Genomic DNA, 13,140 nt, shown 5'->3' on the forward strand with positions numbered 1-13,140 from the left:
CTTAGCGCAGCCGCGCGGTTGCGGTCAGGTGATCGTATCCGGCGGCCGAGCGCACGCGCAACGCCACCGCGTCGCCCTCGCGCCGGCCGAGCAACGTCAGCGGCGCGTCGATGAAGGCGGGGGCGACCGCGCGGAAATCGAAGCTGGCGAGCGCGTCCCGGCCGAGTTCGCGGTCGGCGAGATCGAGCAGCAGGCTGGCCATCAGCGGCCCGTGGACGACAAGGCCGGGATAGCCCTCCACGTCGCGCGCGTAGGGCAGGTCGTAATGGATGCGGTGGCTGTTGAAGGTGAGCGCGGAGTAACGGAACAGCAGCGGGGCGCCCGGCACGATCTCGCGCTGCCAGTCCCATGCTTCCTCGGGCGCGGGCGGCGGCGCTGGCGGTGGCGGGGCCCCCGGTGCGGCCGCGGCGCGGTAGACGATCGTCTGTTTCTCCGACACCGCGAGCGCGCCGTCAGCGCGCGTTTCATGCCCGACCGTCACGAACAGCAGGGTGCCCGACGCGCCGGTCTTTTCGGTGCGGTCGAGCACGGTCGAGACGCGCTCGATCGCGGCGCCGACCGGCAGGGGGCCGTGGAACGACACCGCGCTCGACGCCCACATCCGGCGCGGCAGCGGGCTCTCGGGCAGGAAGCCGCCGCCGCCCGCGGGATGGCCGTCCGCGCCGAGGCCGGTGGTCGCGGCTTCCGGGGTGCAGAGGCACCAATGGATACCCTGCGGCGCGTGGGCGGCAGTCTCGCGATCGAACGTGGCGGCGTAGCGCGCGGCGAGCGCGGGGGTGAGCAGATCGGTCCGCGTGTCGGTCGTCATCAATTCCTCGTCGCGATCAGCCCTCGTGCGATCACCTGCGCCTGGATTTCCGCAGCACCTTCGAAGATGTTGAGGATGCGGGCGTCGCACAGCACGCGGCTGATCTCCGATTCGAGCGCATAGCCGTTGCCGCCGTGGATCTGCAGCGCGTTATCCGCATTGCTCCATGCGACGCGCGCCGCGAGCAGCTTGGCCATGCCCGCCTCGACGTCGCAACGGCGGCCCTTGTCCTTTTCGCGCGCGGCGAAATAGGCAAGCTCGCGCGCCGCGATCGTCTCCACCACCATCATCGCCAGCTTGTCGTGGACGCGCGGGAAATCGGCGAGCGGGCGGCCGAACTGGCGGCGCTCGACGGCATAGGCGAGGCCGAGCTCGAACGCGCGCCAGGCGACACCGACCGCGCGCGCCGCCGTCTGGATGCGCGCGCCCTCGAAGGTCTTCATCAACTGGCGGAAGCCCTGGCCTTCCTCGCCGCCGAGCAGGGCGTCGGCCGGGGCCGCGAAGCCGTCGAACACCAGCTCGTATTCGCGCATCCCGCGGTAGCCGAGCACGCCGATCTCGCCGCCCGACATGCCGGGCGCGGGGAAGGGATCGTCCTCCGTGCCGCGCGGTTTCGGCGCGAGGAACATGCTGAGCCCCGCGTTGCCGGGCCCGCCGGTGCGCGCGAGCAGGGTCATCAGGTCGCTGCGCGCGGCATGGGTGATCCACGTCTTGGCGCCGCTGATCGCCCAGCCCTCCGCGCCCGCCACCGCGCGGGTGGCGAGATTGGCGAGATCGGAGCCGTTGGCGGGTTCGGTAAAGACGGCGGTGGGCAGCACCGCGCCGCTGGCGATGCCGGGCAGCCACTGCGCCTTCTGCTCGGGCGTCCCCGCCAGCCCGATCAGCTCACCCGCGATTTCCGAGCGGGTGCCGAGCGAGCCCGCGCCGATCCAGCCGCGCGACAGTTCCTCGGTGATGATGCACATTTCGAGCTTGCCGAGCCCGAGGCCGCCGAAATCGGGCGCGATGCACACGCCGAACGTGCCGAGCGCGGCGAGTTCGGCGATCAGCGCATCGGGGATGAGCGCATCGGCGAGGTGCCAGCCGTGCGCGAACGGCGTGATGCGATCGGCGGTGAAGCGGCGGTACTGGTCGCGGATGGCGTCGATCGTCTCGTCGCCGAGCGATTCGGCGAGGCCGCCGCCGCCGCGCACGTGCGCGACGAGGGCGGCGCGCGCCTGCGGGTCCGCGCCCGCATCGACGAGCGCGGCGACCGCCGGATCGGCGGCGAGCGCGGCGGCGTCGGCGGCGATACCGAGCTGCGCGGGGCGGACGATCTCGTTGGCGCTGATCGGCAGGCCGCCGAGCAGTTGCGCGGCATATTCGCCGAAGCCGATCGCCAGCACGTGCGCCTCGGCATCGCCATAGTCGCCGCGCACCGCCGCCGCTTCGGCCCAGGCGAGCAGGCCGTCGAGCGCGGCGACCGTCGTCGCGATCCAGGCGAGGCCGTGCGCGGCGCGCTGTTCCGCATCGAGCCGCGCGGGATCGAGCGTGCCGCCGGGGGCGACGCGCGCGCGCACCGCCTCGCGTGCGGCGTCGGCGAAGCGGTGCAGCGCGGGGATCGCGGCGCGGGCGAGATCGAGCGTCGCGCTCATGCCTGTGTCACCAGCCCGGCGTCGTGGAGCTTGCCGATCTCGCCCGAACCGAGGCCGAGAACGTCCGCCAGCACCTCGTCGCTATGCTCGCCGAGGAAGGGCGCGCGCACCGGTGGGCGGCGCGGTTCCTGCGGGATCGTCGCCATCGCGCCTGGCACCGGATAGGAAAGCCCGCTGGTCTGTTCGATCGTGCTGAAAACCGGATTGGCGGCGACGAGCGCGGGATCGTCGACCGCCTCGCGCATCGTCTGATACGTGCCCCAGCAACAGCCGAGCCGGTCGAAGGTCGCGCCGAGTTCGGCCGATTGCCGCTGCGCCACCGCCGCCTCGACCAGCGGGAAGAGCGCGTCGCGGTGTTCGAAGCGCACGCCCTCGTCCTTCGCGAAGGAGACGCCGCGCGCGGCCTCGATCGCCGCCACCGGATCGGCCAGCGAGAGCGCCGCGACGAGGCCGGTCCATTGGCGCGGGGTGATCGCCATCACCATCAGCCGCACGCCGTCCGCGGTCAGGAAATCGCGGCCGAACGCGCCGTAGACGGTGTTGCCGTAGCGCGCGCGATTGTCGCCCGTCGTCAGCATCTCGGCGAGCTGGCCGAGGTTGGCGATGGTGGCGATGCCGACGTCGGCGAGGGGGATGCGCACCTCCTGCCCGCGCCCCGTCGCCTGCCGGTGCTGGAGCGCGGCGAGCAGCGCGAAGGCGGCATAGGCGCCGGTCAGCAGATCCCAGGCGGGGAGGACGTGGTTGACGGGTTCGTCGCCGAGGCTTTCCGGCCCGGTGATCTGCGGGATGCCGAGCGCGGCGTTGACGGTATAGTCGAGCGCCGGGCCGCCGTTCGCCTGCCCCATGATGCGCGCGGTGATGAGGTCGGCGCGGCGCGCGGCCAGCGTGTCATGCGCGAGGAACCCCTCGACCGGGAAGTTGGTGAGGAACAGCCCCGCCTTCGCGCCCGGTGCCGTCGCGAGCGCCGCCAGCAGTTCGCGCCCCTCGGGCCGCCCCAGATCGAGCGCGACCGATTTCTTGCCCTTGTTGAGCCCCTCCCAATAGAGGCTCGCGCCGGTATCGGCCTTGGGCCAGCGGCGGAAATCGGGGCCGCCGCCGAGCTGATCGACGCGGATCACCTCCGCGCCCATCTGCGCGAGATAGAGGCCGGCGCTGGGCGAGGCGACGAACGACGACGCCTCCACGACGCGCATTCCGCCGAGCAGATCGTACATTAGCCGTTGGCCTGGAAGTCGCGGATCATCTGCTTGGCGATGACGAGCTGCTGGATCTGCGTCGTACCTTCGTAGATGCGGTAGATGCGCGCGTCGCGGAACAGCCGCTCGGCCTCATATTCGGCGAGATAGCCTGCGCCGCCGTGGATCTGCACGACGCGGTCGACGACGCGGCCGCACATCTCGGTCGAGAACATCTTGAAGGCCGAACATTCGAGGCTGGCGCGGCCGCGCTCGGCGCGCCTGCAGGCGTCGAGCATCATGCATTCCGCCGCATAGATTTCCGCGCGGCTGTCGGCGAGCATCGCCTGGATGAGCTGGAACTGCGCGATCGGCTCGCCGAAGGCCTTGCGCTCCATCGCGTAGCGCAGCCCCGTCTCCAGCGCGCGTTCGGCGAGTCCGAGCGCCGCCGCGCCGACCGAGAGACGCCCCGAATCGAGCGCCTGCATCGCCGCGAGAAAGCCCTTGCCCTCCTCGCCGCCGAGCAGGGCGTCGCCGGGCACGCGCACATCCTCGAGGATGACGTCGGCGATCAGCGCGCCCGACTGGCCCATCTTCTTGTCCGGGCTGCCGATCGAGACGCCGGGCGCGGTCATGTCGATCAGGAAGGCGCCGATATGCGCGTTCTTCGGCAGCGGTTCCGCATTGGTGCGCGCCATGATGAGGCCGATCTTCGCGAGCGGCGCGTTGGTGATGTAGCGCTTGGTGCCGTTGAGGACATAGCCGTTGCCGTCGCGCGTCGCCCGCGTCTTGAGCCCGGCGGCGTCGGAGCCGCTGTCGGGCTCGGTAAGGCCGAAGCAGGCGATTTCGCCGTTTGCCGAGCGCGCCATCCATTCCGCCTGCTGTTCGGCCGTGCCGCCCTTTTTCAGTGCGGTGGTGAACATGCCGGTGTTGATCGACATCACCGCGCGGAAGGCGGGCGCCGGCTTGCCGAGTTCGCGGATGGTGCGGATATACTGGCTGATGCCGAGCCCCGCGCCGCCATGTTCGGCCGGCGTCGTCAGCGCGAACAGGCCCATGTCACGCATTTCGGCGAGGATTTCGTCGGGCACGCGGTTGTCGGCGATGACCTGCGGCTCGGCCGGGATCAGCCGTTCGCGGACGTAGCGGCGGAGCTGATCGAGGAACGCCTCGAACGTCTCCTCGTCCATCGCATCGGCGGGGGTGTCAGGCATCGGCCATGCCGACGATGGCGATGGCGGAGACGTTCTGGCTCGGCATGCCGCCGAGATTGTGGCTGAGCGCGAGGCTCGGCGGGGTCTGGCGCTGGCGCGGGCCGGCGCGGCCGAGCAGCTGGAGATAATTCTCGTAGATCATGCGCAGCCCCGACGCGCCGATCGGATGGCCGAAGCATTTGAGGCCGCCGTCGATCTGGCAGGGGATGGTGCCGTCGGCATCGAAGAAGCCGTCGAGCACGTCGCGCCAGCCGTCGCCTTCCTTGGAGATGTAGAGATCCTCCATCGTGACGAGTTCGGTGACGGAGAAACAGTCGTGGACCTCCATCAGGCTGATCTGCTCGCGCGGGTTGGTGACGCCGGCTTCCTCATAGGCCTTGGCGGCGGCGACGCGGGTGGTGTGGAAGAAGCTGCCGTTCCAGCCGCCGCCCTGCTGGATCTCCCAGCCGTTCGACGCCGCGATCTGCAGCGCCTTGACCGTCACGAGATCCGTCTTGCCGAGCGCGCGGGCGATTTCGGGCGTGGTGACGATCGCGCAGGCCGCGCCGTCCGACACGCCGCAGCAATCGAACAGGCCGAGCGGCTCGGCGATCATCGGCGCGTTCAGCACCGTATCCATGTCGACCGCCTTCTGGAGATGCGCCTTGGGGTTCTTCGCGCCGTTGGCGTGGCTCTTGACCGAGACATGCGCCATCGCGCGCTTGAGATCGTCCTTCGACACGCCGTGGACGCTGCGATAGGCCGAGGCGAGCTGCGCGAAATTGCCGGGGGCGGAGCCGGTGATGCCGGTCATGTCGTGCATCGTGCCGCGCGTGCGGACGGGCAGGCCGCCGTAGCCGGTGTCCTTCAGCTTCTCGACGCCGAGCGCGAGCGCGATGTCGGCCGCGCCCGAGGCGACGGCATAGACCGCGCCGCGAAAGCTCTCGGTCCCGCTCGCGCAGTAATTCTCGACCTTGGTGACGCCGATATTCTTGAGGCGCAGCGCAGTGGACAGCGGGATGCCCGAGGGGCCGATGTTGACCGCGTCGAACGCCACGCCGAGCCAGGCCGCGTCGATCTGCGAAGTGTCGATGCCGGCGTCGGCGATCGCCTCCTCATAGGCCTCGACCATCAGGCTGTCGGCGTCCTTGTCCCAGCGTTCGCCGAACTTCGCGCACCCCATGCCGAGGATCGCGACCTTGTCCTTGATGCCCTTGGCCATCGTCTTGTCTCCTGCTCGAAACCCCGGTCAGGCGACCGGGACCGCCTTCCAGAAATATTTGGTGAAGTCGCGCATCTCGTCGACCGCCTTGATGCGGAACATCATCATCATGTCGCGCCCGACCTCGACGTCGCTTGCGTCGACATCGGCAAATTCCACCATCATGCGCCCGCCGCCGTCGAAGTCGATCATGCCGTAATAGCTCGGCGGATTGGGCGAATAGGTGAGGCTGTCGGCGGTGTAGGTGACGATCTTCGCGCGGACGTCGGCGAGCGGATAATCCTCCTGCGTGCCCACCGCATGATCATTGGGGTTCACGCCGATGTCGCTCTTGGGGAATTGCACCGTGCCGGTCTTGGTGCAGCGCCCGCCGACCAGACCGAGCACCGCCTTGCGATTGCGCCACAAGGTGGTGCCGGGCTGTTTCTGATCCGCCTCTGCGCGCTGGCCGCGCTCGAGCTCGACCAGGCCGCGGTGAAAGAGGAAGCGCATGTAATTGTCGGTCTTGGCACCGCGCGCGATCGAGCCCTTCACGCCGCGCCGCGCAGGCAACGATGCGATCGCGGGGGTGGTTTCGAACAGCAGCACGTCGACGCCCTGGCCGAAGCCGACAAGCAGGATCTTCTCGCCCGGCGCGGCCGCCTCCAGCGTGGCGGCGAGCAGCAGCGTGGCGTGCGCGACGCCCGCCTCGCCGACGGTGGCGCCGAGCGACTCGACCACCGCCTCGGGCTTCACGCCCGCGCGCTTGGCGAGACCTTCCGGCACGCCGCGCAGGGTGAGCGGAACGACGAAGCGATCGATCTCGGCGCCTGTCACGCCGAGTTTCGCCAGCGCGCCCTTGATCGCGGCGCCGATCAGGCCGGTATAGCCCTCGTCACGGATCCAGCGGCTTTCCCAGGTGTAATCGAAATCGGCGCCGGTGGCGCGGACGTGATCGACGAAATCGATCGTGGTCGAATGGCTGCCGAGATATCTGGCGATCACGTCGCCCTTGCCGACCAGCACGCCGGCCGCGGCATCCCCGTAGTTGAGTTCGCCTTCGGACGCGGGCCGCGCCTTGCGCATCTCACTGGCGACGGCGAGGTGGGGACGGGCCGCGCCTGCCGCCGCATCGAGCGCCTGGATGAGCTGCGAGGTGGCGGCACGCTGGCTGCCCGTCACGTCGATCGCCGCCGTACCGTCGTCGAGCGTCAGCGCCTCCTTGACGACGCCCGCGTTGAGCCGGTCGGCAAAGGGCAGGGTGGTCGAGGCGAGCGACACCGTGCCGACGCCTGCGCGGTCGACGCCGACGAGCGTGTCGCGTGCGGCCTCGACCGCCATCGTGATCGTATCCTCATCCCAGTTCGCCGCCGCGCGCTCGCCCTTGGCGAGGCCCTTGAGGCCGCCCGCGAACCAGGCGTTGGCGGCATAGACCGCCTGCCGCTGCAACCGGCCTTTCGGGATGTAGGCGCCGAAGCTGAGGATGCCGATGTCCGCGGTCATTGGAACTCCGTATAGCCGTTGTTGAGGACGACGAGATCGCGCTCGACGACTTTCGCGCGGAAGGCGGCCGTGCCGTCGCCCTCGCGCCAGATTTCGGTCTGGATCGTTTCCCCGGGGAAAACCGGCGAGGAGAAACGCGCGTCGATCCGCTTGATCCGCTCCGGCGCATTGTCGCCAAGCGCGGCGAGCAAGGAGCGGCCGGCGATGCCGAAGGTACACAGGCCGTGCAGGATGGGGCGCGGGAAGCCCGCCGCCTGCGCCACCGCCGGATCGGCGTGCAACGGGTTCATGTCGCCCGACAGGCGGTAGATCAGCGCCTGGTTTTCGGCCGTCGTCAGCGTGTGGACGATATCGGGCGCGCGATCGGGAATCGCGTGTGGCGCGGGCTGGCCGTCGGACGAGCCGCCATAGCCGCCGTCGCCGCGCAGGAAGGTCGCGTTGCGCACCGTGGCGACGTGCGTGCCGTCCTCGTGATGGATCTCGCGCGTCTGGTAGACGACCGCGCCCTTGGCCGCGCCCTTGTCGAAGATCGGGCCGAAGGTGCTCGATCCGATCAGCTCGCCCGAAGTGGGGAGGGGCGCGTGGCAGGTGACGCTGGTTTCGCCGTGGAGGATCTTCTTCCAGTCGACGCCGAGCTTCGGGTCGCGCCAGATGAAGCCGGGATAGGCCATGATGACGGCCATGCCGGGCAACGCCTTCAGCCCGTCCTCATAGACGAAGGGCAGTTCGGTCGCGCCGACGCCGAGCGCGTAGAGGATCACCTTGTTGGGGGTGATGCGCTGCCGCGTCTCGATCGGCGGGTGCGAGAGGAAGATGTCGGGATCGAGCGGCATCAGACGGGATCGTAGGGCCAGATTTCCGCCGAGCGCGCGAGCGGCGTCATCGCGCTTTCCATCGCGGGGAGCAGATCGTCGACGATCGTCTCGGGCGTCCAGCCTTCGCTGCGGTGGAGCGACTTGACGGGCCGCGGCTTGGAAAAGACGAAGATCTCGTTCTTGCGCACGCCGAAGGTCTGGCCCGTCACCTTGCCGGCGGCATCGGTGAGGAGAGCGGCGACCATCGGCGCGATCTTGTCCGCCGACATCGACTTCATGCGTTCGACGCGCTCCTGCTCAGCGGGCGTCGTCGCCGGGATCGTCGCGATCAGGCGGCTCCAGGCGAAGGGGGCGATGCAGTTGGAGGTGACGCCGAAACGCTCCATGTCGAGCGCGAGGCTGTTCGACAGGCCCCAGATGCCCATCTTCGCCGCGGAATAATTGGCCTGGCCGAAATTGCCGATCAGCCCCGACGTCGAGGTGAAGTGGACGAAGCGGCCGAAGCCCTGATCCTTGAAATAGGGTGCCGCCGCCTTCGACGTGTTGAAGCAGCCGTTGAGGTGAACGTCGATCACCTGGCTCCAGTCGAGCGCGCTCATGCGGTGGAAGATACGGTCGCGCAGGATGCCGGCATTGTTGACGAGGCCGTGGATGCCGCCGAAATTCTTGACCGCATCCTCGACGATCGAGACGGCGCCTTCGGGATCGGCGACGCTGGCGCCGTTGACGATCGCCTTGCCGCCCTCGCCACGGATGATCGAGACGACTTCCTCGGCGGGCCCCGCATCGGTGCCTTCGCCCTCTGCCGTAGCGCCGAGATCGTTGACCACCACCGCCGCGCCCTGCCGCGCGCACAGCAGCGCGATCTCGCGCCCGATGCCGCGGCCCGCGCCGGTCACCGCAATGACCTTGCCTTCGAGTGTCGCCGAACCCGTCATGCCATCCTCTCGATTCTCTCGATGTTGAAGAGGCCGTAGCGCACCTCGCTAACCTGTTCAACTATGAGAATGGACATTCACGATCGTGAATGGCAGAGAGGGTGACATGAACGTCGCAACCTCCCTTCCCGCGCTCAGCCGCCCGCCGGTCGGATCGGTGGTGCAGGCGGTCGCGGTGCTGCGCTTCCTCGGATCGCGGCAGGACGGCGCGGGGGTGACGGCGATCGCGCGGGCGCTCGGCATCGGGCCGAGCTCGTGCTTCAACGTGCTGCGGACGTTGGTGGCGGAGGACATGGTCGCCTTCGATCCCGTCACCAAGAGCTATACGCTCGGGCTCGGTACGATCGACCTCGCCCGGCGCGCGCTGCGCCGCGACGCGGTGGTGCAGGCGGCGGAGGGGCCGATGGCGGCGCTCGCCGATGCGCATGATGCCGCGATCGGGCTGTGGCGGCTCGCGCCGCGCGACCGGCTGGTGCTGGCGGCGCTGGCGGAGAGCGAGGCGGCGACGCGCATCCACATGGTCGTCGGCCAGCGCCAGCCCGCCGCCGCCGGTGCCACGGGGCGCGCGATGCTGGCGACGCGGCGGCTCGACGATGGGGCGATCGCCGCCGCCTTCGCCGATCTGCGCTGGCAGAACGCGCCGTCGCTGGCGGACTATCGTGCGGAGATCCGGGCGACCGAGGCGCGCGGTTTCGCGGTCGATGTCGATCAGATCAACCGCGGCATCGCCACCGTCGCCGCCGCAATCCCCGACGAAAGCGGCGTCGCGCGGTTCGTGCTGTCCGCCTCGATGTTCGCGGGCCGCGATGCGGCGGCACTCGATCTCATCGGCGCGCGCGTGCATGAGACGGCGCAGGCACTGGGCCGCGCGATCAGCCGCGCGGCATGACGAACGAAAGAAGGAGAGGGCCATGAGCGACGGCGCGATGCTGATCGAGGCGGCGCAGCGGCTGTTCGCCGACCGGATCGACGATGCGGCGATGCGCCGCGCGCGCGGCGGCGAATGGATCGGCGAGGCGTGGGACGCGATTGCCGAGATGGGCCTGCCGCTCGCGTTGGTGAGCGAGGAGGCCGGCGGCTTCGGCGTCGAGACGGTGGACGCGCTTGCGCTGGTGCGGCTGGCGGGCGCGCACGCGCTGCCGCTGCCGCTGGCCGAAACGATGCTGGCGAACGGCGCGCTGGGCGCGGCCGGGCTGCCGCTGGCGGAGGGGCCCGCCGCGCTGATCGACGGGGCGGGACTGACGATTGCGGGGGAGGGCGCGGGCTGGCGGATCACCGGCACTGCGGCGCGTGTACCCTGGGCGCGCGACCTTTCGACACTGGTCGTGGCCGATGGTGCGCACACGTTTCGCATCGGCGCCGGCTGCACCGTGGCGGAGCGATCCACCAATCTGGCCGCGATGCCGCGCGACGACCTCGCGATCGACGCTTATTGCGAGGCGAGCGGCCCGGCGACGGGTGTGTCGCCCTTGCTCGCAGGGGCCGCGCTGCGCAGCCTGCAGATCGCGGGCGCACTGGAGACCGTCCTCGCGCTGACGATCGAGCATGTGTCCGACCGCGTGCAGTTCGGGCGGTCGCTCTCCAAATTCCAGGCGGTGCAGCACGAGCTGGCGAAGCTCGGCGGAGATGTCGCGGTGGCGGGAGCGGCGGCCGACATGGCGGCGGAGGCGCTGGCGGGCGACCCGGCGGAGGCGACGCTGGCGATCGCCGCCGCGACGATCCGCGCGCGCGAGGCGGCCGGCAGCGCCGTCGCGATCGCGCAGCAGCTTCACGGCGCGATCGGCTTCACCGTCGAGCACCGGCTGCACTGGTACACCACGGCGCTGTGGAGCTGGCGCGACGAGGAGGGCGGAACGCGCTACTGGAGCGACCTGCTCGGCCGCGCCGCGCTCGCCGCCGGTGGCGCCGGGTTCTGGCAGTTCGTGACGGAGGCGGCATGATGGACGCGATTCGGTTCTCCAGCCCGCCGCGCCACGAGGCCGCCGAGGCGCTGCGCCACGAAGTTCGCGCGTTCCTCGCCGAAACGATACCGGCGCGCACGCCGCTGGCACGTTCCGACAGCTGGAACGGCTACGACCGCGATTTCAGCCGCAAGATGGGCGCGCGCGGCTGGCTCGGCATGACCTGGCCGAAGCAATACGGCGGGCACGAGCGCAGCGCGTTCGAACGCTATGTCGTGGTCGAGGAAACGCTGGCGGCGGGTGCGCCCGTCCTGTCGCACTGGATCGCCGACCGGCAGAGCGGGCCGACGCTGCTGCGCTTCGGCACCGAGGAGCAGAAGGGGCGCGTGCTGCCCGGCATCGCGGCGGGCGAGACGTGTTTCTGCATCGGTATGAGCGAGCCCGACTCGGGTTCCGATCTCGCCGCCACGCGCACCCGCGCGGTGCGCAGCGCCGACGGCTGGCGCATCACCGGCACCAAGATCTGGACGTCGAACGCGCACAATGCCGATTACATGATCCTGTTCTGCCGGTCGGGCGACAGCACCCCCGCCGACCGCCAGGCCGGGACGAGCCAGTTCCTGATCGACATGAAGAATACGCCGGGGCTCACCGTGCGGCCGATCATCGATCTCGCCGGGCAGCATCATTTCAACGAATGTCATTTCGAGGATGCGCTGGTGCCGGCCGGCGCGCTGATCGGCACCGAGGGGCAGGGCTGGCAGCAGGTGATGAGCGAGCTCGCCTTCGAGCGCAGCGGGCCGGAGCGGTTCCTGTCCTCGATCCAGCTGATCGTCGAGCTGATCGCGGCGTTGCAGGGCAGCGACAGCGACCTCGCGCGGGCCGCGATCGGGCGGCTGACGGCGCATCTCATCGTGCTGCGGCGGCTGTCGCGCAGCGTGGCGGCGATGCTGGAGGCGGGCGAGAATCCCGCGCTTCACGCCGCCATCGTCAAGGATCAGGGCGCGCTGTTCGAACAGGCGATCCCCGATATCGCGCGGTCGCTGATCGATGCCGAGCCCGACCGCGCCGCGACGTCGAACTACAATGCGGTGCTGGCCAATATCGTGCTCAACGCGCCGTCCTGGTCGCTGCGCGGGGGCACGCGCGAGATCCTGCGCGGCATCATCGCGCGCGGGCTGGGGCTGCGCTGATGGGGCGGGTCGCGGGCAAGAAGGCGCTGGTGACGGGCGCGGCGCAGGGCATCGGCGCGTGCGTCGCGCTGCACCTCGCGCGTGAGGGCGCGCAGGTGCTGCTGACCGATCGCAACGATGCGGGCGTGGCGGCGCAGGCGGCGGCGATCAACGCCGAGGTGGGCGCGGGCGTCGCCTTCGCGATGCGCCACGACGTGACCAGCGAGGCGGACTGGATCGCGGCGATCGATCACGCGCGCGCGGCGATGGGCGGGCTGTCGGTGCTGGTCAACAATGCCGGCATCGCGCTGATGGGATCGGTGGAGGATTTCACGCTGGAGGAATGGCACCGCGGCATGGCGGTCAACACCGACAGCGTTTTCCTGGGTGCGAAGCACGCGCTGCCGCTGCTGCGCGAGAGCCAGCCGGCGTCGATCGTCACCATCTCGTCGATCGCCGGGCTGATCGCGGGGCATAATTTCGCCAATTACAATGCGTCGAAGGCGGCAGTGTGGCTGCTCAGCAAGTCGATCGCGCTACACTGCGCGCGGCAGGGCTGGGACATTCGCGCCAACACGATCCACCCGACCTTCATCCGCACGCCGATCCTCAACGATATCGTCGGCGACCGCGACGAGGCGACGGTGTTCGCGAAGATGGCGAAGCAGGTGCCGCTCGGGCGGCTGGGCGATCCCGACGACGTGGCGCACGCCGTGACCTATCTGGCGTCCGACGAGAGCCGCTTCATGACGGGTTCCGAACTCAAGCTCGACGGCGGCATTTCGGCGATGTGAGACGCC

12 protein-coding genes are annotated in these 13,140 nt (G+C 70.0%); 4 read left to right on the forward strand and 8 right to left on the reverse strand.

Features of this window, described 5'->3' with window-relative positions; translation table 11 throughout:
- Position 1: 1 nt before the first annotated feature.
- Genes Q5H94_RS07115 through Q5H94_RS07150 form a run of 8 tightly spaced genes read right to left on the reverse strand, consistent with a single transcriptional unit; the run spans position 2 to position 9,267 of the window.
- On the reverse strand, positions 2–808 hold the full coding sequence (locus tag Q5H94_RS07115) for an HTD2 family dehydratase (protein ID WP_304560559.1): 807 nt from the start codon (positions 806–808) through the stop codon (positions 2–4).
- Positions 808–2,442 (reverse strand): acyl-CoA dehydrogenase family protein, encoded by a 1,635-nt coding sequence (locus tag Q5H94_RS07120; RefSeq protein ID WP_304560560.1) that lies wholly within the window; start codon positions 2,440–2,442, stop codon positions 808–810. Before Q5H94_RS07120 ends, Q5H94_RS07115 begins: the two co-directional genes overlap by 1 nt.
- A complete protein-coding gene (locus Q5H94_RS07125) occupies positions 2,439–3,656 on the reverse strand; it encodes a CoA transferase (protein ID WP_304560561.1) in 1,218 nt (405 codons plus the stop codon). The genes Q5H94_RS07120 and Q5H94_RS07125 overlap by 4 nt, the downstream gene beginning before the upstream one ends.
- The gene (locus Q5H94_RS07130) at positions 3,656–4,831 is read right to left on the reverse strand and encodes an acyl-CoA dehydrogenase family protein (RefSeq protein ID WP_304560562.1); all 1,176 of its coding nucleotides are present in this window, start codon (positions 4,829–4,831) and stop codon (positions 3,656–3,658) included. The genes Q5H94_RS07125 and Q5H94_RS07130 overlap by 1 nt, the downstream gene beginning before the upstream one ends.
- On the reverse strand, positions 4,824–6,032 hold the full coding sequence (locus tag Q5H94_RS07135; RefSeq protein WP_304560563.1) for an acetyl-CoA acetyltransferase: 1,209 nt from the start codon (positions 6,030–6,032) through the stop codon (positions 4,824–4,826). Before Q5H94_RS07135 ends, Q5H94_RS07130 begins: the two co-directional genes overlap by 8 nt.
- A gap of 27 nt (positions 6,033–6,059) precedes the next feature.
- The gene (locus Q5H94_RS07140; protein WP_304560564.1) at positions 6,060–7,514 is read right to left on the reverse strand and encodes a 3-oxoacyl-[acyl-carrier-protein] synthase III C-terminal domain-containing protein; all 1,455 of its coding nucleotides are present in this window, start codon (positions 7,512–7,514) and stop codon (positions 6,060–6,062) included.
- Positions 7,511–8,347 carry a MaoC family dehydratase gene (locus Q5H94_RS07145; RefSeq protein WP_304560565.1) on the reverse strand — a complete coding sequence of 279 codons (837 nt, stop codon included), beginning with the start codon at positions 8,345–8,347 and terminating at the stop codon, positions 7,511–7,513. Before Q5H94_RS07145 ends, Q5H94_RS07140 begins: the two co-directional genes overlap by 4 nt.
- Complete coding sequence (locus tag Q5H94_RS07150; protein ID WP_304560566.1) at positions 8,347–9,267, reverse strand: SDR family NAD(P)-dependent oxidoreductase; 921 nt, start codon at positions 9,265–9,267, stop codon at positions 8,347–8,349. Before Q5H94_RS07150 ends, Q5H94_RS07145 begins: the two co-directional genes overlap by 1 nt.
- Positions 9,268–9,373: 106 nt before the next feature.
- Here Q5H94_RS07150 and Q5H94_RS07155 point away from each other — a divergent pair, with 106 nt between their 5' ends.
- The 4 genes from Q5H94_RS07155 to Q5H94_RS07170 are packed head-to-tail and all read left to right on the forward strand — an operon-like array spanning position 9,374 to position 13,134.
- Entirely contained in the window at positions 9,374–10,156 is a 783-nt protein-coding gene (locus tag Q5H94_RS07155; protein WP_304560567.1) for an IclR family transcriptional regulator, read from the forward strand.
- Positions 10,157–10,178: 22 nt separating this feature from the next.
- Positions 10,179–11,207, forward strand: coding sequence for an acyl-CoA dehydrogenase family protein (locus tag Q5H94_RS07160; protein ID WP_304560568.1), 1,029 nt, complete (start codon positions 10,179–10,181; stop codon positions 11,205–11,207).
- Positions 11,207–12,361: an acyl-CoA dehydrogenase family protein gene (locus tag Q5H94_RS07165; RefSeq protein WP_304560569.1), complete on the forward strand. Its 1,155-nt coding sequence runs from the start codon at positions 11,207–11,209 to the stop codon at positions 12,359–12,361. The genes Q5H94_RS07160 and Q5H94_RS07165 overlap by 1 nt, the downstream gene beginning before the upstream one ends.
- Positions 12,361–13,134, forward strand: a complete 774-nt coding sequence (locus tag Q5H94_RS07170; protein ID WP_304560570.1) for an SDR family oxidoreductase — start codon at positions 12,361–12,363, stop codon at positions 13,132–13,134. Before Q5H94_RS07165 ends, Q5H94_RS07170 begins: the two co-directional genes overlap by 1 nt.
- The last annotated feature ends 6 nt before the right edge of the window (positions 13,135–13,140 follow it).

The sequence above is a fragment of the Sphingomonas immobilis genome, assembly GCF_030580995.1.
Lineage (GTDB): Bacteria > Pseudomonadota > Alphaproteobacteria > Sphingomonadales > Sphingomonadaceae > Sphingomonas > Sphingomonas immobilis.

Excerpts from the sequence above, each read along its gene's own strand:
- Q5H94_RS07115 (WP_304560559.1), bottom strand. The coding sequence starts at position 808 with ATGACGACCGACACGCGGACCGATCTGCTCACCCCCGCGCTCGCCGCG.
- Q5H94_RS07120 (WP_304560560.1), bottom strand. The coding sequence starts at position 2,442 with ATGAGCGCGACGCTCGATCTCGCCCGCGCCGCGATCCCCGCGCTGCAC.
- Q5H94_RS07125 (WP_304560561.1), bottom strand. The coding sequence starts at position 3,656 with ATGTACGATCTGCTCGGCGGAATGCGCGTCGTGGAGGCGTCGTCGTTC.
- Q5H94_RS07130 (WP_304560562.1), bottom strand. The coding sequence starts at position 4,831 with ATGCCTGACACCCCCGCCGATGCGATGGACGAGGAGACGTTCGAGGCG.
- Q5H94_RS07135 (WP_304560563.1), bottom strand. The coding sequence starts at position 6,032 with ATGGCCAAGGGCATCAAGGACAAGGTCGCGATCCTCGGCATGGGGTGC.
- Q5H94_RS07140 (WP_304560564.1), bottom strand. The coding sequence starts at position 7,514 with ATGACCGCGGACATCGGCATCCTCAGCTTCGGCGCCTACATCCCGAAA.
- Q5H94_RS07145 (WP_304560565.1), bottom strand. The coding sequence starts at position 8,347 with ATGCCGCTCGATCCCGACATCTTCCTCTCGCACCCGCCGATCGAGACG.
- Q5H94_RS07150 (WP_304560566.1), bottom strand. The coding sequence starts at position 9,267 with ATGACGGGTTCGGCGACACTCGAAGGCAAGGTCATTGCGGTGACCGGC.
- Q5H94_RS07155 (WP_304560567.1), top strand. The coding sequence starts at position 9,374 with ATGAACGTCGCAACCTCCCTTCCCGCGCTCAGCCGCCCGCCGGTCGGA.
- Q5H94_RS07160 (WP_304560568.1), top strand. The coding sequence starts at position 10,179 with ATGAGCGACGGCGCGATGCTGATCGAGGCGGCGCAGCGGCTGTTCGCC.
- Q5H94_RS07165 (WP_304560569.1), top strand. The coding sequence starts at position 11,207 with ATGGACGCGATTCGGTTCTCCAGCCCGCCGCGCCACGAGGCCGCCGAG.
- Q5H94_RS07170 (WP_304560570.1), top strand. The coding sequence starts at position 12,361 with ATGGGGCGGGTCGCGGGCAAGAAGGCGCTGGTGACGGGCGCGGCGCAG.